Here is a 22,010-nt window from a genome sequence, read left to right as displayed (position 1 = left end):
GGGTCCGAAAGGACCCGGGCGGCGGTGTCATGCGGTCAGCGGTCAGCGGTCAGCGACCGAACCGCCCAGAGAGCGGACTCACTGCGTGGACCGGTCAAGGCGTGAGCTGCCAGCGCTGGATGTACCCGACGTCGATCGACGCACGGTCCTGGACCCGAAGCTTCCAGGTGCCGTTGAGGGGCTGCGCGGAGGCGTCGACCGTGAAGGTCTGGTCGACGTCGTCGGCGGCGCCGCCGCTGCGGTTGAGGAGCGAGTAGACGGTGCCGTTGGGGCCGACCAGGTCGACGGTCAGGTCACCGCGGTAGGTGTGGACGATGTTGACGTAGACCGACGCGGTGGCGGAGGCGTTGCCGTCGCGGCCCGCGATGGTGATCGGCGACTCGACCGCGGCGCCGTTGTCGGGGATGTCCACCCGGGTGCTGGTGGCGTAGACGTACGCGATCCGCCAGCTGAAGGCCTCCGTGACGGAAGCGCCCGTGCTGTCGGTGACCTTGATGGCGACGTCGCTGGTGCCGAGGGTCGTGGGCGTGCCGGAGATCAGACCGCTCGCGCTGAGGCTCAGCCCGTCGGGCAGCCCGGTCGCTTCGTAGGTGAGGCCGGAGCCGCTGTTGGTGGTGTACGCGTCCACCTGCAGGCTGACGTCCTGGCCGACGCCGCTGGTCTGGTCGGCGATCGGGGCGACGTTGACGCCGAGGGCTATCCGGCCGCCGACGTTGATGCCGGCCCAGGCGTCGGCGACGGCGAGGTAGGTGGGGCTGTAGGCGCCGAACAGGTCGGTCGCCGCCTGGAGGGTGGCGGTGCGGGCGCCCGCGTAGTTGGTCGACGAGGTCATGTACGTCGTGAGCGCCCGGTACCAGATGGCGGCGGCGTTCTCGATGCCGATGCCGGTGACGGCCTGGCCGTCGGAGGTCGGGCTGTCGTAGGCGACGCCGTTGACGGTCTTGGCGCCGCTGCCCTCGGAGAGCAGGTAGAAGAAGTGGTTCGCGGGGCCCGAGGAGTAGTGGACGTCGATGCTGCCCAGCGTGGAGCTCCAGCTGTCGCGGGAGGAGCCGTCCTTGGAGGGCTTGTCCATGTAGCGCAGCGGGGTGCCGTTGCCGTTGATGTCGATCTTCTCGCCGACGAGGTAGTCGCCGGGGTCGGCGGCGAGGTCCGAGTGGAACTCGACGGCGGCGGCGAAGATGTCGGAGGTCGCCTCGTTGAGACCGCCGGACTCGCCCGAGTAGGTGAGGTTGGCGGTGGCGGCGGTGACGCCGTGGCTCATCTCGTGGGCGGCCACGTCGAGGGAGGTCAGCGGATGGGTGTTGCCCGAGCCGTCGCCGTAGGTCATGCAGAAGCAGCTGTCCTGCCAGAAGGCGTTGACGTAGCTGCTGCCGTAGTGGGCGCGGCTGTAGGCGGCGACGCCGTCGTTGCGGATGCCGTTGCGGCCGTACACGTCCTTGTAGTAGTCCCAGGTGGCCGCGGCGCCGAAGGCCACGTCGACGCCGGCGGTCTGGCGGTTGGAGGGCAGACCGGTGCCCCAGACATCGTTGTCGTCCGTGAACAGGGTCCCGGTGCCGGAGGTGCCCTGGTTCAGGTCGTACGTCTTGTGCCCGGCGCGCTCGCCGTCGGTGAGCTGGTACGTCGATCCCGACAGGGTCGTGCCGAGCGGGACCGTGCCGCTGTACTGGCCGGTGCCGGTGCCGGTGTGCACCTTCTCGGCGGCGAGCAGCTGCTTGCCCGTGCTCGCGTCGGTGACGACCTGGAGTTCGCTGGGGGTGCCGTCCTGCTGGACGCCCTCGACGACCGTCTCCCAGGCCAGGACGGACTTGGTCGGTCCGGCCCAGACCACGAGGCGGGGCGCGCGCTCGGTCGCGGCGCCGGTGACGTCGGCGCTCTTAGCGGCCGCGAGTGCCTTGCCGCCGGCGTTCGACGCGGTGAGCTTCGGGGTGAGGGACGCCGGCGCGAGCGAGGCGTCCGTGGCCTTGGACACGGTGGTCCGGCCGCTCTTGCTGTGCACGACCAGGTCGCCGCCGAGCACGGGCAGTCCGGCGTAGGTGCGCTCGTAGCGGGTGTGCGTGGTGCCGTCGGCGTCCTGGACGACGTCCTTCACGACGAGCTTTTCCTGGGCGGCGAGGGCGAGCCGCTGGGCCGTGGCGCCGGTCGCGCTCTGCGCGCTCTTGATCAGTGAGGCGCGCAGGGCCGGCGACAGGGGCGTCGCGGCGGCGCCGGCACGCGGCGTGGCGGTGATCGTGGACGGGCCCGGGTCGGCGGGCGCTGCGCCGGCTGTGCCGGTGGGGGCGCCCAGGGCCAACAGGGTCCCGATGGCCGTCAGTGCGATGGCGGTGGCGCGTCTGCGCCGGATGGTGGGGCGGGGTCGCCGGGGCAACGGGTTCTCCTTCTGTGCGACGGTCGGCCGGTGATGGAGGCCGAGGTGGGGGCGGACCGACGGGGTGGGGCCGGTCCGGAGCGCTGCACGGCAGGCGGGTGGAAGGAGGTGGGGGGTGAATGGAGGGATGCCCCGCATGATGCGGGTGTGAAGGAATGGTGAACTGCGGCAGCAGCGTGGCACCGCGTGCACAGGTTTGTCATGGGAATGCCAAAACATCGGCTGGAATTGACCATGGCCGTCTGGGGATTCGCCCTGCTCGGCGCACGTTTTCAGCCGCGGACGTACGTGCCCCCTTCCTCGAAAGGATGAATACGGCTACCTCGACGGCGTGTCGCGGCACTGCGGGCCGCACCCTGCGAGTTCAGGCGGCGACGGGAGTCGGCGGCGGGACACGGGGGGCGCGGGTGGAAGGGCAGCGGCGAGGGCCGGTTTCGTTGCGGGACAGGCTGCGCTACCGGTTCGACAACACACTGGCCCGCAGCACCGGTCGGCTGGTCGGGTGGCTGGCCGTGACCTGCCTGGGCATCGTCGTCCCGGCGAGCGCGCTGATGGTGTGGACGGACCCGGCCGCGCCCCGGTCGCTGTCCGGCCGGCTCGCCGCGGTCTGGCGGGTCAGCGGCGAGACCCTGCGGCTGGGCGCGGTGACCGGGGCTCCGCTGCGGATGCTGTTGTCCGTGCTGCTGGGCCTCGTGGCCCTGCTGTACGTGTCGACGCTGATCGGTCTGATCACCACCGGCCTCACCGACCGGCTCACCGAACTGCGCAGAGGGCGCTCCACCGTGGTGGAGACGGGCCACTCGGTCGTGCTCGGCTGGTCGGAGCAGGTGTTCACGGTGGTCGGCGAGCTGGTCGCGGCACGCGCCGACCAGCGGTGGGGCGCGGTCGTGGTGCTCGCCGACCGGGACAGGACGGAGCTGGAAGAGGCCCTGGCGGCCGTGCTCGGGCCCACCGGCGCCACCCGGCTGATCTGCCGCAGCGGCTCCACCGCGGACCCCGAGGCGCTCGGGCTGGTCAGTCCGGGCGCGGCGCACGCCGTGCTGGTCCTGCCCGGCGCGCAGCCCGCCGGGGACGCCGAGAGCGTCCGGACACTGCTGGCCCTGCGCGCGGTCCTCGGCGACAAGGCGGGCCCGGCCGTCGTCGCCTGTGTCCGGGACGAGCGGTACCGGGCCGCGGCCCGGCTCGCCGCGGGCCCGCGGGGCATCGTCCTGGAGTCGGACCGGACGGCGGCGGGGCTGATCGCGCACTCCGCGCTCCACCCGGGCCTGACGCCCGTGCTGCGCGAGCTCCTCGACTTCGACGGCGACGAGTTCTACCTCACCGCCGGTCACGGGCTCGCGGGCCGCCGCTTCGGCGATGTGCTGCTCGACTGCGCGACCGCCGCGGTGGCCGGGCTGGTGCGGGCCGACGGCACTCCCCTGCTCAACCCGCCGCCGCAGACCGTCGTCGCCCCCGGGGACAGCCTCGTCGTCGTGGCGCCGGACGAAGAGACCGCGCGCTGGGAGGACTGCCGGGATCTGGTGGACCCGTCGCTGATCGCCGAGCGCGGTTCCGACGCGGGCGAACCGTCGCGGTTCCTGCTGCTGGGCTGGAACCGCCGGGCGCCGCACCTGGTCGACCAACTGCGCCGCAGCACGCGACCGGGCTCGGTCCTGCACGTCGTCACCGACGCGACCGAACAGGTGCAACCGCCGCCACCGGTTCCGGGACCGGTCCCGCTTCCGGAACCGCGCAACGGTCAGGCGCTCGCCGACGGGCTCACGGTGACCTTCGAGACCGCCGATCCGACCTGCCCCGAATCCTTGCGCGGCCTCGACCCCGCCTCCTACGACCGGGTCATCGTGCTCGGGGCGGAGACCGACCGGGCGGACGACCGCACGCTGGTCGTCCTGCTGATCCTGCGCTCACTGGCGGAGGAGGCCGGGCGCGCCGTGCCGGTGGTCGCGGAACTCGCCGACGAACGCAACCGGGCGCTGGCCCCGCTCGGACCGGGCTCCGAGGCCGTCGTCGGCGGGCAGCTGACGGGGCTGCTCATGGCGCAGGTCTCCCAGAACAGACACCTGGCCGGCGTGTTCGAGGAACTGTTCACGGCCGGCGGCGGCACGCTGCGGCTGCGTCCGGCGCATCGCTATGTGCTGCCGGACCGTCCCGCGTCCTTCGCGACGATCGTGGCGGCGGCCCGCGACCTGGGCGAGTGCGCGATCGGCCACCGCCGTCACGACGACGGGGTCCGGCTCAACCCCGCCAAGGCCGAGAGACGGGTCTGGAGCCGCGAGGACGACATCGTCGTGGTGGTGACGGAGGGGCGCCGGGTCGACGGCGACTGCCCGGCGCCGGAAGCGAACCGCGCGGCACGGGCGGCCGACGTCCCGTAGCGCGGCTCTGGCCCGTTCGAGTGGTCCCCTTCCGCTCGTCGTCGTAGCGTCGGTAGAGAACTTCTTCGGGGCGCGGCACACAGGCGGGCCCCTGGTCGGGCGGGCAGGAGCGAAGATGCGACACACGACGAGAACAGTGGTCATGCTCGGTGCGGCGCTGGGCCTCACGGCGGCCGTCGGCTCGGCCTCGGCCGTTCCGGCGGCGTCGCCGCCCACGGCGCGCGAGGCCGCGGTGCGGCAGGCCACGACGCCCGTTCTGGTCGACTGCTTCGGGAAGGCCCAGGTGCGGCCCGGCGACTTCATCCTGGCGTGCGGCGACGGCAACAGCCGTCTTGTCTCGCTGCACTGGGACAGCTGGGGCGCGGAGTCCGCGCGGGCCACCGGGGTCAACGTCGTCAACGACTGCGATCCGTACTGCGCGGCGGGCGCCTTCCACCCGTACGCCGTGGTGGTGAAGCTGGACCGGCCGCAGCCGTGGAAGAAGGACCCGCAGGTGCAGCAGTACAGCCGGATCACCCTGACCTACCCCGGGGCCAGGCCCGAGCAGTTCGGGCAGGTCGTGACGTATCCGCTCTCGAACTGAGAGAGACTGCCTAGTCCATCAGACCGGCCGCCAGAGTCGCGCCCAGTTCCCAGCAGGCCGCCAGCTCCGCCTTGCCCGGTTCCCCGGTGACGGTGACCGGCTCGGCGGCGCGCCGCCAGCCCAGGCCCGTGGTGACGGCCTCGATGCCGCGTACCGCGCCGGTGACGTCGTTGCCGCCGTGCACGTAGTAACCGAAGGGTCTGCCTCCGGTGGCGTCGAGGCAGGGGTAGTAGACCTGGTCGAAGAAATGCTTGAGCGCACCGGACATACAGCCGAGGTTGGCCGGGGTGCCCAGCAGGTAGGCGTCGGCGGCCAGGACGTCGGAGGCGGTCGCGGCCAGGGCGGCCCGCCGTTCCACGCGGACGCCCTCGATCTCCGGCGCCGTGGCGCCCGAGACGACCGCTTCGAAGAGCGCCTGGCAGTTCGGCGAGGGCGTGTGATGGACGATCAGCAAGGTGGCCACGGCACGGAACCCTGCCCGCTCGCCGGGCAGGCCGCAAGCGGCGACGCGGCGGTCCGAGCGGTCGCGGAGGTCCGAGCGGTCGCGGAGGTCCGGCCCGTGGAGGCTATGCGCCCCGGCGGATCCGGGCGGCCTTGCGGGCCTCTGCCGTCTGGCGGGCCTCGGCGGCTCGGCGGGACTCGCCGCCGGCACGACCGGCCCGGCCCGGGCGGGTGCCCATGCCCCGGAAGGGGGCGCCGCCGCGCTGCGGGCGCTCCGTGACCGGCGCGCTGCCGCCGATGGGGACGCCGGAGGGGGCCTGCGCGCCGGTGATACGGCTCAGCTCGGCCTCGCCGGAGCGGACCTGGGTGATCTGCGCGCGGATGCCCGCGGCGGACATGAGACGCGCCATGTCCCGGCGCTGGTTGGGCAGCACCAGCGTGACGACGCTGCCGGACTCGCCGGCGCGGGCGGTACGGCCACCGCGGTGCAGGTAGTCCTTGTGGTCGGCGGGCGGGTCGACGTTGACGACGAGGTCGAGGTCGTCGATGTGGATGCCCCGGGCGGCGACGTTGGTGGCGACCAGCACCGTGAGGTGACCGTCCTTGAACTGGGCCAGGGTGCGGGTCCGTTGGGGCTGTGACTTGCCGCTGTGCAGCGCCGCCGCCTTGACCCCGCTGCCCAGCAGGTGCCGGGTGAACTGGTCGACGGAGTGCTTGGTGTCCAGGAACATCAGCACGCGCCCGTCGCGGGCGGCGATCTCGGTGGCGGTGGCGTACTTGTCGGCTCCGTGCACCTGGAGCACGTGATGCTCCATCGTGGTGACCGCGCCGGCCGACGGGTCGACCGAGTGGACGACGGGGTCATGGAGATAGCCGCGGACCAGGAGGTCGATGTTGGCGTCCAGCGTGGCGGAGAACAGCAGTCGCTGACCGTCGGGCCGTACCTGGTCCAGCAGTTGGGTGACCTGGGGCATGAAGCCCATGTCGGCCATCTGGTCGGCCTCGTCCAGCACGGTGATCTTCACCCGGTCCAGCCGGCAGTCCCTCCGCTCGACGAGATCCATGAGCCGGCCGGGAGTCGCGACGACGACCTCGGCGCCGGTCCGCAGCGCGCCCGCCTGCCGGCCGATCGACATGCCGCCGACGACGGCGGCCAGCCGCAGTTTCAGCAGCCGGGCATACGGGGTGAGCGCGTCGGTGACCTGCTGGGCCAGCTCGCGCGTGGGCACGAGGACCAGGGCCAGCGGCTTGCGCGACTCGGCGCGCTGCCCGGCCGTGCGCACGAGGAGCGCCAGGCCGAAGGCGAGGGTCTTGCCCGATCCGGTGCGGCCGCGCCCCAGGACGTCCCGCCCGGCGAGGGAGTTCGGCAGGGTGGCGGCCTGGATCGGGAAGGGCTCCGTCACGCCCTGACCGGTGAGCAGCTCCAACAGGGCGGCGGGCATGTCCAGTTCACCGAAGGACGACACCGCGGGGAGGGCCGGCGTGACGGTGACCGGCAGGGCGAACTCCCCTTGCGGGCGATTGCGGTCGTTCGTGCGAGTTGAGCGGCTCATGGCGAACCTTCCTCGACAGGGCACGCATCGAGGAATTCCCGACAGGACCGCGTCGGATGAATTGCAAGAACGAGCCGAATGCAAGACTGATAAGAATCCAGCGGAATAAAGGAAAAGCAGGAACCGGGGCCCCCACTGGGTGGGGGCCCCGGCTACTTCATGCTGTTCCGCGTCAGGCGGGGGTGATGTTCTCCGCCTGCGGGCCCTTCTGGCCCTGCACGACGTCGAAGTTCACCTTCTGACCTTCCTGAAGCTCACGGAAGCCCTGGGCGGCGATGTTCGAGTAGTGGGCGAAGACGTCGGGGCCGCCGCCGTCCTGCTCGATGAAGCCGAAGCCCTTTTCCGCGTTGAACCACTTGACGGTGCCAGTAGCCATGTCACATCTCCTTCGGGGCAGTGCCCGCGGGTCCACTCTGTGCGGACCCCTGCGTTGCCACAAATGAACCCCGTCCGGATGAGCACCGGAGATACAAAAGTGCCCGACGACATCCAGTCGCCAAGGCACTTGAAGTTTCGGGAACCACAACTGCAACTGGTTACGAGTATAGCACGGCACATTAATACGCGCGTTTTGTCCGGTCGCCGGGTCCCGCGGCTGTTCTCACAGCCGGAATATATATGTCTCTCTCGGTCGTGCCGTCCGGGAAGCGCAGCCGCAGACGGCCGCCGGGGGCGGGGACCGCGCTCGCGCCTGTCGGACCGTCCGCCGAGGCCGAGACCAGTGGGTCGGCGGTGAGGACCACCAGTGTCGCCAGCAGCAGCGTGCCGCCCGGGTGGGGTGCGGTGAGGACCGGGACGGCCGAGTGCTCGCCGTAGGCGTTGTGGCCGCGGGCCCGGGCCACCTCGGCGACGGCCTCGTCCCAGCCGAGCAGGCCGACGAGGGCCGAGGTCAGTCCGTCGGCCCGGCGCGCCACCGCCCGGGCCGGACCGGTCCGCGCGACGGGCGGGGCGTCGTCGCAGGCCACGGCCCAGCCGCCGGCCCGGACCGGGGTGCCCGCCGGAGCCTCGACGCGGTGCACCCGGATCTCCCACGGTCCGTGCACCACGCTCACGGTGGTGAGGTGCGAAGGCTCGTCGCCGTCCGACCCGAGCGGGGCGTGCGAGGAGGCCGCGCGCCGGCCGTCCGTGTACAGCGGGTGGATGCGGCCGCGCCGGGACGGGCCGGTGGGGGTCAGCAGGGCGATGCGGTTGTCGGGGCCGGGCGCCTCGTCGGGGGGCGGGGTCTCGGGGGCGGTCGCGGTGGAGTAGGCGAAGCCCGTGTAGTGCGGGCTGTCGGCGGAGGCCGCGGGCGGGGGCGGGAGGCGGTCGCTGCCGTGGTTGACCAGGCGGACGATCCCGTCGGCGGCCGTGGAGTGCAGCAGCCAGCCCGGTGCGGGCAGGGCCAGCTGCCGGTCGGCGGTGTCCACGGGGCCCGCTTCCTCGCGTGCCGTCCAGACGGGGTGGTCGGCGGGCAGGAGCAGACCGAGGAAGGCCTTGCTCGCCCAGTACGGGGAGGCCGGCCCCGAGTAGGGCTGGGTGACGGGCAGGTAGGGGCGGTACCAGCCGAGGCTCAACAGCCCTTGCTCGTCGGGCACTCGGCGGTCGGTGAAGTGTTTCAGGGCGCCCGAGGCGAGGCGGCGGGTGCGGCCGGGCGGCAGCGGGGTGGCGTCGGCGAGGGCGCCCGCCCACAGGGGTGCGGCGGTGGCGTAGCGGTAGGTGAGGGAGCGGCCCTGGTGGACGGGGGCGCCGTCGGAGCCGAAGAAGTGCTGGTGGACGCCGAGGAACTCGCGCAGCCTGGCGCGGTGGGCGGCGACCCGGGCGGGGTCGGCGCGGGGGCCGGCGACCCGGGCCCACAGGACGGGGTAGAGGTGCAGGGCCCAGGCGTTGTAGTAGTCGAACTTGCGGCCGTCGCCGTCGGTGTACCAGCCGCCGCCCCGGTACCAGTCGTCGAGGCGGTCCAGGCCGGCGTCGATCTCGGCGCGGTCGTGCGGAGCGCCGACGGAGGCGAGGAACTCCTCGGCGATGACCTGGAAGAGCCGCCAGTTGGAGTCGTTGACGGTGGCGCCGACGAAGCCGCCGAGCCAGTCGGCCGCCCTCTCCTTCGTCCTGTCGTCGAGCCGGTCCCAGATCCAGGGGCGGGTCTCGTGCAGGGCGAGGGCGACGGAGGCGGCCTCGACCATGGGCTGGCTCCGGTCGGTGATGGGCGGCCAGTGCTCGGGATGGCGGGGGTCGACGCCTGCGGCGAGCCCGGCGGCGTAGCGCTCGACGAGGTCGGGGCCGACGGCTCCGTCCGAGCCCGCGATGCGGAAGGCGGCCAGCAGGAAGGAGCGGGCGTAGCCCTCCAGTCCGTCCGACCAGGCGCCGGAGTGGCCGGTGCGGCCGGGCAGCCGGTACTGGGCGAGGCCGGGGGTGGCGTACGGCCGGAGCGCGGCGAGCAGCCGGTCGGCGGTGGCCTCCCAGTGGGCGCGGGTGTAGCCGGTGCGGGGGGACAGGTCGGGGTCGGGGGGCGGCAGGCGGCCGGCGTCGGCCGACAGATGCGGCGCGGTCATACGGGGGCGGTACCTCCGTCTGTCAGTGGGCGCGCCCGGGTGGGGGCGCGGCGACGCTGTCGCGTACGACGATGTGGGTGCCGAGCAGATGGTGGGCGCCGGCGGCGTGTTCGGGGTCGCGCAGGGCGATGCGCACGGCGGCACGGCCGAGTTCCTCGGCGGGGGTGCGGACGGTGGTGAGGGGCGGGTTGAAGTCCTCGGCGAGCGGGATGTCGTTGTAGCCGACGACGGAGATGTCGTCGGGGACGCGCAGTCCGGCCTCGGCGATGGCGCGCAGCGCACCGGCCGCGACCATGTCGTCCCCGGCGAAGACGGCGGTGAACTCCGGGCGTTCGTCGAGGAGTCGGGCCATCGCGCGCAGGCCGGCGGCCCGGCCGAGGCCGCAGTCGACGACGTGGGCGGCCTCGGGTGGCAGTCCGTGCTCGGCGAGGGCGGCCCGGTAGCCGTGGACGCGGGCGTCCAGGGCGGTGTTGCCGGGCAGCCCGCCGAGGAAGACGATCCTGCGGTGGCCGGCCGAGAGCAGGTGTCCGGTGATGGCGCGGGCCCCGGCCTCGTTGTCGAACTCGACGACGAGCGCGGGGATGTCGGGGTCGGGTGCGGGGCGTCCGCACAGCACCAGGCGGGCGCCGGCGGAGTCGAGGGCCTGGGCGTAGTGGGCGACGCGCTCGCGGTAGGCGTCGTCCTCGACGACCCCGCCGACCAGGATCACCAGCCGGGCCCCCTCCTCCCGCATGAGCTGCACGAACTCCAGTTCGCGCTGCGGGTCGCCGCCGGTGGTGCCGACCAGGCAGAGCCGGCCGTGTACGGCGGCCTCCGCCTCGACGCCCTCGGCGACCTGGGCGTAGAACGGGCTGGTGACCTGGCGTACGACGACCGCGACCGTCTTGCGGCCGCCGCCGACGAGGGCACGCGCGTGTGCGTTGGCGACGTAGTCGAGGGCCCGGGCGGCGCGCAGGACCCGGGTGCGGGTGGCGGGCGGCACCGGGTAGTTGCCGCTGAGCACGCGGGAGACCGTGGCGACGGACACGCCCGCCCGTTCGGCCACCTCTCGGATGGTCACCCGCCCCTGTGCCGTCATGTCGCTCCCCGTTCCTCTCGGCCGTGTCCGTGTCCGCGTCCGCCGCTGTCGTCGACTCAGGTGTTGGCGTCGTACTCCTCGGCGAACTCCCCGGCCATTCTGTCGCCGCCCCGGGAGCGCCAGGTCCGTACCGCCTCGTCGTACTCCGACATCGGGGCGCGGCCGGCGACGACTGCGGTGATCGCGTCGTCCATCAGGGCCTTGAGGGTGGTGCCCTGGGAGGTCTCGGTGCGGGACCTCAGGCCGAAGGAGGCGTTGCGGATCGCGACCGGGACCACGGCCTGCTGCCAGGTGTGCAGGGCTCGTACGGCGTCGGGCAGGGCCGGCAGGAACAGCACCTGCGGGCCATCGGCCAGGAAACGGAACGGCAGGTTGAAGACGTTCTCCACCTCTCCGAGCTTGGTCGCCTGCGGGGAGCCGTCCTTGCCGCGGGTGAAGTGGACGCCCTCCACTCCGAAGTGGACGAGTTCCCACTCCTTGGTCCCGAAGGGGGCCGCGAGGTGGTCGAGGAGGCGCAGCAGCAGTTGGATGCGTTCCTTCCCCGCCTTCTTCAGGATCGTGTAGCCGAAGGAGCGGCGTGCGGCGACGATGCCGCCGGGCGTGCCGTCGACGCTGTAGGGCAGGGCCGGTGCCGGGGTCAGCAGGCCCTCGGCGTCGAGGTAGCGGCTCTGGTAGGCGTTGAAGCCGTCCTGGAGGGAGGCGACGGTGCCGTTGAGGAAGAGCGTGCCGAGGTCCGCCGGGGAGATCGAGGTGGCGTCGGGGTGGTAGGAGCCGTTCTTGCGCAGTTGGGCCTGGAAGGCGACGGCGGCCTTGTAGCGGTCGTCGGTGTAGTGGGCGTGGAAGGCGCCGTTCTTGTCGACGGCCCAGGCGTTCGGGGCGTTGTGGGCGGCGGCGTGGACGGCGTTGCCGAAGAGGGAGCCGACGGAGGCGCCGAGCGCGTACCGCTTGCCGTGGGTGCCTTTCCTGGCCACGGCGGTGAAGTCCGTGGAGGTCCAGCCGTCCTTCATGCCGGCTTCGGTGAACAGGCCCTGGCTGAGCCAGAGGGTCGAGCCGGGCAGCGGGCGTTCGACGGGGATGCCGTAGAGCCGTCCGCCGATGCGGCCCATGTCGTGCCAGGCGTGGGTGGGGATGCCGGCCAGGTTGGGGTAGTCCTTGACGGCCGTGCCGGAAAGGTACGGGGTCAGGTCCTCGGCCCTGCGCTGCACGAACTGGGCCTCGCGGGGCAGGGTGACCCCGCTGAAGACGTTGATGATGTCGGGCAGTGAGTCGGGGTCGCCGGCCATGACGGTGGCCATCTTCTTCTGGTAGTCGGCCTGCGGGACCACCGTGAACTCGACCTTGACGCCGAGGGCCTTCTCGACGGCCCGCCAGTACTGGTTCTGGGCGGCCGGCTTGGGCGGGGAGCCGAAGGTGACGGTGAGGACCTTCACGGTGGAGCCGTCGCCGGGGGTCCGGGCGGCCGAGGTGACCAGGGAGGAGGGGTAGGAGGTGAACCCGGCCTGGACGCCCGCTTCGGTGGGGGCGAGGTCGGGCCGGGGCCCGGCGGGCGCCGCGTAGGCGGGCCACGGGGTGAGTTCCTTGCCCGCGTTGGAGACGTCTCCGTCGTCCGAACCGGTGGAGCAGGCGGTGAGCAGACCGGGGACGGCGACGACGGCGCCACCGGCGGCCATGGATCGCAGCAGCGTGCGTCGGGACATGCTGGGCATGACGAATGACCTTTCTGCGTGCGGCTCTTGAATGCGGTGGTGTCGCTCAGCTCTTGACGGCGCCGGTGAGGACGCCCTTGGTGAAGTACTTCTGGAGGAAGGGGTAGACGAGCAGGATCGGCACGGTGGCGATCACCAGCACGGCCATCTGGATGGTCTGCGGCGCGTTGACCGTGGCCTCGCCGGTGGTGGTGTCGGTGAGGCCGGAGCCGGCCACGACGTAGGTGCGCAGCACCTGTTGCAGCGGCCACTGATCGCTCTCCAGGTAGAGCGAGGCGTAGAACCAGGAGTTCCAGTACGACACCGCGTAGAAGAGTCCGACGACGGCGAGCGCCGCCTTCGACAGCGGCAGCACGATGGACCACAGCACCCGCCAGTCCCCGGCGCCGTCGAGGCGGGCCGCCTCGTACAGCTCCTCGGGGATGCCCTGGAAGAAACCGCGCAGCACGACCAGGTTGAAGACGTTGACCAGCACCGGGAGGATCAGCGAGCCGTAACTGCCCAGCAGGTCCAGTTCCTTGACCAGCAGGAAGCCCGGGATCATGCCCGGCGGGAAGAGGAAGGTGAACAGGATCAGCAGCAGAACCGGGCGGCCGCCGAACACCCCGGGGCGGGAGAGGGCGTAGGCGAGGGCGACCGTGCAGGCGAGGCTGAGCGCGGTGCCGACGACGGTGACCCCGGCGCTGACGGCGAGGGCGTGCGTGACGATGCCGCCGTCGAGGATGTCCCGGTACGCCTGGAGGGTGGGGTGCTCGGGCCACAGCACCCAGCCGCCGTTCGCCACGACCTCGCGCGGGGCGGCGAGCGAGGTGGAGAGGAGGACGAGGAAGGGCACGCAGACCAGCAGGACCACTGTGGCGAGGGCGACGGCCTTCGCGGCCTGGGTGAGCGGTCGCGGCTTCTCCATCCAGCCGGGCCGGACGTGGGCGCTCAACGGTAGACCCCCTGTTCGCCGAGGCGGTGGGCGACCTTGTTGGCCGCGTACACGAGCAGGGCGCCGATCACGCCCTTGAACAGGCCCGCGGCGGCGGCGAATCCGTAGTCGCCGCCGACGACGCCCTGGTAGTAGACGAAGGTGTCGATGACCTCGGCGGTCTGCGGGCCGACGGCGTCGCGCTGGAGCAGCATCTGCTCGAAGCCGACGGAGAGGACGTCGCCGAGCCGCATGATGAGCAGCAGCACGATCACGGGCCGGATGGCGGGCAGGGTGATGTGCCAGAACCGCCGCCAGGGGCCGGCCCCGTCGATGGCGGCGGCCTCGTACTGCTGCTCGTCGACCTGGGAGAGCGCGGCGAGGAAGATGATCGTGCCCCAGCCGGCGTCCTTCCAGATCACCTGGGCCACGACGAGCGGTCGGAAGGCGTCGGGGTTGCCGATGATGTCGACAGTGCTGAGGCCCGCGTCGCCGAGATAGCCGTTCACCAGGCCCGTGTCGCCCAGCACCTGTTGGAACAGGGCTACGACGATCACCCACGAGATGAAGTGCGGCAGATAGGCCACCGACTGCACGAAGCGGCGGACCGTGCTCCAGGTGAGGCTGTGCAGGAGCAGGGCGAGGGCCAGCGGGACCGGGAAGTAGAAGGCGAGCTGGAGGACCGCGATCCAGAGGGTGTTGAGGACCGCGTCCCAGAATCCGGCGTCCTCGAACATCCGCCGGAAGTTGCCGAGACCGGCCCAGGGGCTGCCCCAGACGCCGTCGAACGGCACGTACTCCTTGAAGGCGATGAGGTTCCCGGCGAGCGCGCCGTAGTGGAACACCAGGAAGTAGACCAGCCCCGGCAGCATGAGCAGGAACAGGGTCCGGTTGCGCCGATCCTGAAAACGTTTCCGATCACTTCGCCGCCGCAGCGAACGGCGGGACGAGCTGATCTCTTCCGTCTTACTGGGGTTTTCACGCAGCAACGTCGCCACGGAGTCTCCTCCCCTCGGGACCGAGTGAGGTGAAGTTAAAACGTTTCCAGAAACTCGGTCAACGCTTCTGACACAACTGCGCGCCGGACGCGGTCACTTCGGTGAAGGATCGGGACATGCCCCGCACACGACGCCTCAGCGACCCGGCCACGGGCCGGACTTGGACCAGCCACAGCGCCGACGGCGTCGTCGAGACCCTCGCCGGCTCCCCCGGACGGGAGCGCCGGACGAGGAAGGAGGGGGCCGGGCCGGAGTACGCGCTCAAGCAGGAGTGGGCCCGGCTGCGGAAGGGGTTCGTGCTCAGCGATCCCACCGCCGCCCCGGGCGAACCGGTCATGCACCGCTACCTCGGCCCCGCCTACACCGGCGCCATGGTGGCCGAGGCGGTGGACGGACGACTGCTGTGCAACCGGTACGACGACACCGACAAGCGTGAACGGCTGTTCCTGGTCGACGAGGACGGCGGCCTGGCCGACAGCGTGTCGCTGCCCGTCGGCCGGCTGGCCTGGCAGGCCCGTCATGTTCCGGAGCTGAAGCGGATCCTGGTCCGCGGCGACCACCAGATCTTCTCCGGACCGGTCCCCTTCGGCGGGTTCGAGGCCCTGACGGCCCACAACCCGCACCCGGTGAGCTTCCTGGGCGGGGCGGGCACCCGTGCCGTCTGGTATGCCGAGCCGGACGTCGTCGTCACCGAACTCGCCGACGGGACCGAGCTGTTCCGCGAGACCGTCCCGGCGACGACGCACGGCGGGCACGCACTCCAGATGGAGGGCGCGCTCTCCCCCGACGGCAGTCTGCTCGCGTACTGCGCGCGGCCCGGCGAGGTGGTCGTGCGCGAGGTGGCCGACGGCCGGGTGCGGCACACCTGGTCGGGCGGTTTCGCGATGGTGGCCAAGCTGCTGTTCACCCCGGACGGCCGCCGGCTGATCGCCCAGGACCGGTACGGGACCTGGCGCTGGCACTGTCTCGACCTCACCGACGGGACGCGCCCCGCGGGCCGGCCGCTGCCGTTCGACTCCGCGCGCGGCGATCTGGCGATCGATCCCGAGGGCGGTCGCCTGGCCGTCTCGCACCGCGACGAGGTCCATGTGCTCGATCCGGCCGAGCTGCGCCCTCTGCTCCGCTTCCCGATCGAACACTCGGTACGGCGGTCCGTCCTGACCTGGGTGGGCGGCGGCCGCCTCGGGGTGCTCACCGACGCGGGCATGGCCAGCCTCTACGCCGTCGGACCCGCGGACGGGACGGTGGTCCGAGCTGACGGTGATCCGAGCTGACGGGGGTCTGGCCTGACGGTGGTCTGACCTGACGGTGGTCTGACCTGACGGTGGTCAGTGCCCGCGGAACGCCTCCTCCAGCCACCAGGACCCGCGGTCCTTGACCACCTTCGCGTCGATGAGCAGCGGGGCCGAGCGCGGGCCGGACAGCCAGTCCGCCACCGCCCTCAGGTCGCTCCGCCCGCGCACGGTGACCGCCTCGAAGCCGTACCCGCGGGCCACGGCGGCGATGTCGGTCTCCGGGAACCGGACGGTGTCGAGTCGGTGTCCGTCGGGCCCGAAGTGGTGCACCTCGGCTCCGTAGCCGTCGTCGTTGTAGACGACCACCACCATCGGCAGCCCGAGACGGCGCACCGTGTCGAGTTCCGCCGCGCCCATCAGCGCGCCGCCGTCCCCGAGCGCGGCCACCGCAAGCCGGTCGGGCCGGGCCAGGGCCGCGCCGATCGCGGTCGCCAGTCCGAGGCCGATCGACTGGAACGCCTGGGTGAAGCACAGGCCGTTCTCGTCCGGAACCGACAGATACATGCTCGGGTAGCCCATGAAGTTGCCGGAGTCCACGCCGATGACCCGTTCCGCGGGCAGGAGGTCGTCGAGCGCGATGCTCAGCGTGCGCGGGTCGATCCGGTCCTCGCCGCTCGTGTCCTCGTAGGGCACGTCCCGCCACTGCACGCGGGCGGCGACGGCCGCGGCGACCTCGGCGGTCCGGCGGCCCTGCCGCTTCGCGCCGCCCGCAGCCAGCACCCGCCGCGCGGTGAGCTCCACGTCACCGGTGACCCCGAGCCCCACCTCGCGGTGCGCGCCGAGCGCCGACGCCTCGTCGTCCACCTGCGCGACGGTCGTGCCGGGGCCGATCAGGGCGCCGTGCCGCATCGTCCACATGTTCAGCGTGCAGCCCCAGCCCACGATGGTGTCCGCGGTCCCGATCAGTTCGGCCGTCAGGGGCGAGGCGAAGCCTCCGGAGACGTCGAGCGACCACGGGTTGCCGTGGAAGAGGCCGCGTGCCACGACGGAGGTGGCCAGCAGCGCTCCGCAGTGGTCGGCGAGAGCCTCCAGGGCGTCCCTGGCGCCGGGCGAGCGGGCGCCCCTGCCCGCCACGAACACCGGCCGACGGGCCCCTTCGAGGAGGTGCGCCAGGGCCGTCACATCGGCCGCCGTCGGCTCGACCGGCACCCGTGCGGGCAGCGGCCCGGGCTGCGCCGGGACGCCGTCCGGCGCCTGAAGGGCCTGCACCTCCAGCGGCAGGTTGAGCAGCACGGTGCACCGCTCGTGCACCGCGCGCCGCACCGCTGCCAGGGCCTGCCCCACCGCGTCCTCGGCCGAGGTGATCCGCATCGGCACCGCGCCCACCGCATCCGCCAGAGCCTCCTGGCCGATATGGAAGTTGGAGCGCGGCGCGGTCACGTCCGCCGCCAGGACGAGAAGCGGCGTACGGCTCTTGGCCGCTTCGGCGATCCCCGTCAGTGCGTTCGTCAGCCCGGGCCCCTGGTGGACGCTCAGTGCCGTCAGGGCGCCGCTCACGCGCGCGTACGCGTCCGCCATCGTCGCCGCGCCGCCTTCGTGGCGCGCGGCGACGAAGTTCGACCCGGCGGCGACCATCGCGTTGGTCAGGTGGAAGTTGCCCGAGCCGACCACGCCGAACACCTGGCGGACCCCGGCCGCGGACAGGGCCCGGCCGACGGCTTCGGCGACCTTCATGCGCGCTCCACCAGCGCGAGCACCCGCGCGGGCGCCCCGGATCCCGTGACGATGGGCAGCGGTCCCGCGATGACGACACTGCCGGTCGCCGGGAGCGCCGCCAGGTTCTGGAGCTGGGTCAGTCCGTACTTGTCGCTGCCCATGAGGTAGGAGTGGCAGGGGAACGCCGGGTCGAACGAGTGCCCGCGGCCCGCGTCGGTGCCCACCGTCTCCACTCCGAGTCCGATCACCGGCGACTCCCGCGCCACCCAGCGGGCGCACTCCGGTGACAGGCCGGGGGTGTGCGGGCCGGTCTCGTCGGCGTTGAGGAACGCCTCCTGGGAGTGGCCGCGGGCGTCCCAGCCGGTACGCAGCAACAGCCAGCCGCCCTCGGGCAGCGGCCCGTGCTCGGCCTCCCACGCCTTCACGTGCTCCACCTCCACGAGGAAGTCGGGGTTCTTCGCCGCCTCGGCGGTGAAGTCGAGCACGGCGGCCGGTGCGATCAGCCGGCTCGCCGGCACGGACGCCACATCCGCGAGGTCCTTGCCGGTCACCCAGTGGTTCGGGGCGTCGAAGTGGGTGCCGGTGTGCTCGCCGCTGCGGAAGTTGTTCCAGTACCAGGCCGGGCCCCGGTCGTCGTACCTGCTGATCTCCTCCAGCTCGAACACCGCCGTCTGGCCGAGCTCGGGCGGCAGCTGGATCACCGGCGTGGCCGACGACAGCGGTGAGGTGAGGTCGACGACTTCGATCGACCCGCCGCGCAGAGCCGAGACCAGCGCGGCGAGGACGGACGGTTGGGACATGTTTCCTCCCGGGAGACGGCGGAACCCACAGCATGGCACCCTGATATGACAGCTACTCAGGTATCGACACGCGAGGAGTGCACAGTGCTCGCTCGGAGTTCGGCGATGGTGTGCGCGGCGGGTGTGCTGACCCTGGTCGGCTGCTCCCCCGGGGGCGACGGGGGCACGACGAAGCCGACGGACACGGCGCGCGCCACGGTGACCGCGTCCTCTCCTCCTGCCTTCTCTCCCTCCCCCTCTCCGTCCCCTTCCGCCGCCTCGCCGTCGTCCACCCCGTCCACCCCGTCGGCTTCGGCGTCCGCGAGTCCGTCGCCGGTGCCCGTCACGGGGCCGGATCAGAAGCTGGTCGTCATGACGATCAGCGGTGGCTTCGCCGGGGTGAACAAAGAGGTGATCCTGCGGGGCGACGGCACCGTGCGCACCGCCGACAAGGGTGAGTCCGCGGTGCGCCGGACGACCGCGGCCCAGTTCACGAAGCTGCGCACGCTGCTCGGAGATCCGGCGCTGGACGACGTCCCCACGTTCACGATGAACATGGGTGCGGCCGACCTCTTCCAGTACACGCTGCGGTTCGACGGCCGCACGGTCATGACGGACCGCTCGAGCGAGGAACCCGCCCTCGACCGTCTCATCGACGCCCTGGAGAAGTGGCTGCCGGAGAACTGATCCGGGGAACCGGTTTTCCGGAGAACCGACCGGGCGAGCACCGCCACGGATGCGTCCGGTCCACCACCTCGCCGGGCCGCAGCGCTGGTACGCCGCCCGGGACCGGCTGGAGGGCTGGCGGACGACGCTGGCCGCCCACGGCCGGGACATCCCGCCGGTCGTCGAGGGCGACTGGTCGGCCGCGTCCGGCCATGCGGCGGGCCGCGCACTGGCCGCGGACGGCGACGTCACCGCGGTGTTCACCGCCAACGACGACATGGCGATCGGACTGATCCGCGCGCTGACGGAGGCCGGCCGCCGGGTGCCGGAGGACGTGAGCGTCGTCGGCTTCGACGACATTCCGGTCGCCGCCTATGTGACTCCTCCGCTGACCACGGTGCCGCAGCCGTTCGACACCGTGGCGCAGGAGGGACTCAAACGGCTCGTGCACGCCATCGAGAACCCGGACGCCGAGCCCTTGCCGGCGAGCGACCCACCGGTCGACCTGGTCGTCCGCGCCTCGACCGCACCCCCGCCGCACCGGACGACCCCGGATCGCGGGGTCCTGGCGGGCACGCAGACCCCGCCCCTCTCGAACGGAGGCCCGCCCACCCACCATTGAGCCGCCCCTCGAAGTCGGGCGCCGGGGCTCATGCGATTCCTCCGCTTCGGCCGAGCCGGTCGGTCGTCGCCGGGCTGGAACCGGACGCCGACCTCACGATGGTCTACTCGACGCCCAGCAAGTGGCTGATGCAGAAGTACCCGCCGCTGGCCAGGCCGGACGGCGAACCCGACCCGGCCGCCGACCACCGCATCTTCGACCCCTTCTACCGCGGAGCCTTCGACGCGGGCCGCCAGGTGCGCATCGTGCACGCCCGGCAACTGCACGACCCGAGCGGAGAACGGGACGGTCTCACTCCGCAGGAGGCCGCCCGTCGGCACCCGGTGCTGGTCGTCCCGGGGCTGTATCTGGCCGCCGACGCCACCCTGGACTGGTTCGCTGCCTACGCGCACGCGGGCGGCCACCTGGTGCTCGGCCCGCGCACCGGCTACGCCGACCAGGAGGCCCGCGCCCGCACCGAACCGGCCCCCGGCCGCCTGACCGAGGCGGCGGGCGTGTCCTACGACGAGTTCAGCAACCTCGTCCGGGACATCCCCGTGCGCGCCGCGCCCGGCGGACCGCTCGACCTGCCCGAGGGCGCGACGGCGACCCGCTGGGCGGACGGCCTGACGGTCGCCGACGCCGACGTCCTCGTCTCCTACGACCACCCGCACTTCGGCCGCTGGCCGGCGGTCACCACCCGCGGTCACGGCGCGGGCCGGATCACCTGCGTGGGCACGGTGCCCGGCCGTGACCTCGCCCGGGGCGCCGGCCGAGTGGCTGACGCCGTCCGCCCGGCACGCCTGGCGGGACCTCCCGGCGACGGTCACCGCGACCACCGGCGCCGCTCCCGACGGACGCCGCGTGCACATCGTCCACAACTGGAACTGCGAGCCGGTGTCCGTGTCCGCGCCGACGGACCTGTCGGACGCCCTCGACGGCCGGTTCCTGTCCGCCGGTTCGGCACTGGAGCTCGGCCCGTGGGACGTGCGCGTCCTCACCTCGAACGACACCGCCGACCACGCACGGCGCTGACGTCGCGGAACGCGGCCATGGACGGCTCCCAGGACGGGGAGCTCGCTCAGCGCTCGGCCGCCGTGTGCAGGGCTGCCAGCACGTCGGCGTCCGAGAGCTGGTCGAAATCGTCGTACCAGAGGCCGACGGCGATGAAGTGGGCGGGCTGATGCAGACAGATCACGTCGTCGGCCTCGGCGCGCAGCAGGTCCACCGTCTCCCGCGCGCCGACCGGCACGGCCAGCAGCACCCGCCGGGGCTCGCGGCGCCGCACGAAGCGCAGCGCGGCGCGCGCCGTGACGCCGGTCGCGAGTCCGTCGTCCACCACGATCACGGTGCGTTCGCGCAGGTCGGGGGCTGGTCGGCCCTCCCGGTACAACCGCTCGCGGCGGCGGAGCTCAGCGCGTTCGCGTTCCACTGCCAGGGTGAGCGCGTCCGCGCCCAGGCCCAGCCGGTCGAGGGCGTCCTCGTCGAAGAGGGCGTCCTCGTCGTCGCCGGTGATCGCGCCGACGCCGAACTCCTCCTGGAAGGGGGCGCCGATCTTCCGTACGACCAGTACGTCCAGCGGGGCGGCCAGCGCCCGGGCGACCTCCGCGGCCACAGGGACGCCGCCGCGCGGCAGGGCGAGCACGACGGGGTCGGGCAGGGCGCCCCGCTCCTGCCGGGCCCGCAGCGGGTCGGCCAGTTTCCGGCCGGCCTGCCGTCGATCGAGGAACCGCATGGCCTCCTCCCCTCGTCCGTCGCTCCCCCCGTCCGTCTCCCGCGTACCCCGGTCGATCCGCTCAATTCACAGATCTGTGCGATCAGAAACGTGCGGGGATCTTCGTCTTCCGAAGCCGCTTGGTCCAGTCCCGGAGCTCGTCACCCCGTCGGGTGACGGGCTCCGTACGGTCGGTGGACCAGCGGGGCCGGAGGAGCCCGGCCCGTGCAACCGACAGGAGAAACGCCATGGCGAATGTGGAGATCTCGATGAAGGAGACGATGACCGCGGTGGAGGGGGCGCTGGGGGTCGCCGTCGTGGACTACACCAGCGGCATGGCACTCGGCACGCTCGGCGGCGGCAAGGACCTGGACCTGAACGTCGCCGCGGCCGGCAACACCGATGTGATCCGCGCCAAGGTCCGCACCATGGAACACCTGGGCCTGAAGGGCGAGATCGAGGACGTCCTGATCACGCTCGGCAGCCAGTACCACCTCATCCGGCTGCTCAAGGGTCGCGGCGGCAGCGGGCTGTTCCTCTACCTCGTCCTGGACCGCGACCGGTCCAATCTGGCCATGGCCCGGCACCAGCTCAAGCGCATCGAAGCCGAGCTCGAGGTGTAGGCGACCGGAGGTCCGCGGCTTCGCACGCCATCGAATTGAAGGTTTCTTCATCTCGACACATCCAGATCAGCGCATCAGACGGGTGTGCGGAGCCCCCAGCCACCAGGATCGAGAACCAGGCACCGAACGCGGCAGG

At 72.4% G+C, this 22,010-nt stretch carries 18 protein-coding genes and 2 pseudogenes; 7 read left to right on the top strand and 13 right to left on the bottom strand.

Going from position 1 to position 22,010, the window contains the following annotated elements; genetic code table 11:
• Positions 1-94 precede the first annotated feature (94 nt).
• Entirely contained in the window at positions 95-2,365 is a 2,271-nt protein-coding gene (locus AB0J04_RS32670) for a M4 family metallopeptidase (protein ID WP_363172223.1), read from the bottom strand.
• Positions 2,366-2,802: 437 nt separating this feature from the next.
• On the opposite strand from AB0J04_RS32670, the gene AB0J04_RS32665 reads away from it, so the two are divergent.
• Both AB0J04_RS32665 and AB0J04_RS32660 read left to right on the top strand, forming a co-directional pair.
• Positions 2,803-4,740 (top strand): NAD-binding lipoprotein, encoded by a 1,938-nt coding sequence (locus AB0J04_RS32665; protein WP_363172222.1) that lies wholly within the window; start codon positions 2,803-2,805, stop codon positions 4,738-4,740.
• A gap of 115 nt (positions 4,741-4,855) precedes the next feature.
• Positions 4,856-5,323, top strand: a complete 468-nt coding sequence (locus AB0J04_RS32660) for a hypothetical protein (RefSeq protein WP_363172221.1) — start codon at positions 4,856-4,858, stop codon at positions 5,321-5,323.
• Between the two features lie 10 nt (positions 5,324-5,333).
• Here AB0J04_RS32660 and AB0J04_RS32655 read toward each other — a convergent pair whose 3' ends face one another.
• The 8 genes from AB0J04_RS32655 to AB0J04_RS32620 form a co-directional block, all read right to left on the bottom strand.
• On the bottom strand, positions 5,334-5,786 hold the full coding sequence (locus AB0J04_RS32655) for a flavodoxin family protein (protein WP_363172220.1): 453 nt from the start codon (positions 5,784-5,786) through the stop codon (positions 5,334-5,336).
• A 103-nt stretch (positions 5,787-5,889) separates the two neighbouring features.
• A complete protein-coding gene (locus AB0J04_RS32650) occupies positions 5,890-7,317 on the bottom strand; it encodes a DEAD/DEAH box helicase (RefSeq protein ID WP_363172219.1) in 1,428 nt (475 codons plus the stop codon).
• Between the two features lie 172 nt (positions 7,318-7,489).
• Positions 7,490-7,693 (bottom strand): cold-shock protein, encoded by a 204-nt coding sequence (locus AB0J04_RS32645; protein ID WP_351907225.1) that lies wholly within the window; start codon positions 7,691-7,693, stop codon positions 7,490-7,492.
• 181 nt (positions 7,694-7,874) lie between these two features.
• On the bottom strand, positions 7,875-9,845 hold the full coding sequence (locus tag AB0J04_RS32640; RefSeq protein WP_363172218.1) for a DUF2264 domain-containing protein: 1,971 nt from the start codon (positions 9,843-9,845) through the stop codon (positions 7,875-7,877).
• Positions 9,846-9,867: 22 nt separating this feature from the next.
• Positions 9,868-10,923, bottom strand: a complete 1,056-nt coding sequence (locus AB0J04_RS32635) for a LacI family DNA-binding transcriptional regulator (RefSeq protein ID WP_363172217.1) — start codon at positions 10,921-10,923, stop codon at positions 9,868-9,870.
• Positions 10,924-10,979: 56 nt separating this feature from the next.
• Entirely contained in the window at positions 10,980-12,629 is a 1,650-nt protein-coding gene (locus AB0J04_RS32630; RefSeq protein WP_363172216.1) for an extracellular solute-binding protein, read from the bottom strand.
• Between the two features lie 46 nt (positions 12,630-12,675).
• Complete coding sequence (locus AB0J04_RS32625; RefSeq protein WP_363172215.1) at positions 12,676-13,563, bottom strand: carbohydrate ABC transporter permease; 888 nt, start codon at positions 13,561-13,563, stop codon at positions 12,676-12,678.
• Positions 13,560-14,414: an ABC transporter permease subunit gene (locus AB0J04_RS32620; RefSeq protein WP_363172214.1), complete on the bottom strand. Its 855-nt coding sequence runs from the start codon at positions 14,412-14,414 to the stop codon at positions 13,560-13,562. The genes AB0J04_RS32625 and AB0J04_RS32620 overlap by 4 nt, the downstream gene beginning before the upstream one ends.
• A gap of 242 nt (positions 14,415-14,656) precedes the next feature.
• Between AB0J04_RS32620 and AB0J04_RS32615 the strand changes: the two genes are divergently transcribed.
• Entirely contained in the window at positions 14,657-15,814 is a 1,158-nt protein-coding gene (locus AB0J04_RS32615; protein ID WP_363172213.1) for a hypothetical protein, read from the top strand.
• A gap of 54 nt (positions 15,815-15,868) precedes the next feature.
• Here the strand turns inward: AB0J04_RS32615 and AB0J04_RS32610 are convergent, their stop codons facing one another.
• Genes AB0J04_RS32610 through AB0J04_RS32600 form a run of 3 tightly spaced genes read right to left on the bottom strand, consistent with a single transcriptional unit; the run spans position 15,869 to position 18,617 of the window.
• The gene (locus tag AB0J04_RS32610; RefSeq protein WP_363172212.1) at positions 15,869-17,509 is read right to left on the bottom strand and encodes a thiamine pyrophosphate-binding protein; all 1,641 of its coding nucleotides are present in this window, start codon (positions 17,507-17,509) and stop codon (positions 15,869-15,871) included.
• Positions 17,506-18,291 carry a cyclase family protein gene (locus tag AB0J04_RS32605; RefSeq protein WP_363172211.1) on the bottom strand — a complete coding sequence of 262 codons (786 nt, stop codon included), beginning with the start codon at positions 18,289-18,291 and terminating at the stop codon, positions 17,506-17,508. The genes AB0J04_RS32610 and AB0J04_RS32605 overlap by 4 nt, the downstream gene beginning before the upstream one ends.
• A gap of 56 nt (positions 18,292-18,347) precedes the next feature.
• Positions 18,348-18,617, bottom strand: a complete 270-nt coding sequence (locus tag AB0J04_RS32600; protein WP_363172210.1) for a hypothetical protein — start codon at positions 18,615-18,617, stop codon at positions 18,348-18,350.
• Positions 18,618-18,642: 25 nt separating this feature from the next.
• Here AB0J04_RS32600 and AB0J04_RS32595 point away from each other — a divergent pair, with 25 nt between their 5' ends.
• The 3 genes and pseudogenes from AB0J04_RS32595 to AB0J04_RS32585 form a co-directional block, all read left to right on the top strand.
• A complete protein-coding gene (locus AB0J04_RS32595) occupies positions 18,643-18,957 on the top strand; it encodes a hypothetical protein (RefSeq protein WP_363172209.1) in 315 nt (104 codons plus the stop codon).
• A gap of 58 nt (positions 18,958-19,015) precedes the next feature.
• A pseudogene (locus tag AB0J04_RS32590) lies at positions 19,016-19,558 on the top strand (substrate-binding domain-containing protein); the annotation flags it as partial.
• Between the two features lie 65 nt (positions 19,559-19,623).
• Positions 19,624-20,572, top strand: a pseudogene (locus AB0J04_RS32585) (beta-galactosidase trimerization domain-containing protein); the annotation flags it as partial.
• Positions 20,573-20,618: 46 nt separating this feature from the next.
• Here AB0J04_RS32585 and AB0J04_RS32580 read toward each other — a convergent pair.
• The gene (locus tag AB0J04_RS32580; protein WP_363172208.1) at positions 20,619-21,272 is read right to left on the bottom strand and encodes a phosphoribosyltransferase family protein; all 654 of its coding nucleotides are present in this window, start codon (positions 21,270-21,272) and stop codon (positions 20,619-20,621) included.
• 227 nt (positions 21,273-21,499) lie between these two features.
• On the opposite strand from AB0J04_RS32580, the gene AB0J04_RS32575 reads away from it, so the two are divergent.
• A complete protein-coding gene (locus tag AB0J04_RS32575) occupies positions 21,500-21,874 on the top strand; it encodes a hypothetical protein (RefSeq protein ID WP_351907201.1) in 375 nt (124 codons plus the stop codon).
• Positions 21,875-22,010 lie beyond the last annotated feature (136 nt).

The organism is Streptomyces sp. NPDC050263 (assembly GCF_040655955.1).
Taxonomy (GTDB): Bacteria; Actinomycetota; Actinomycetes; order Streptomycetales; family Streptomycetaceae; genus Streptomyces.
The sequence above is the reverse complement of the archived record's forward strand: the minus strand, read 5'-3'. Positions and strand labels throughout refer to the sequence as shown.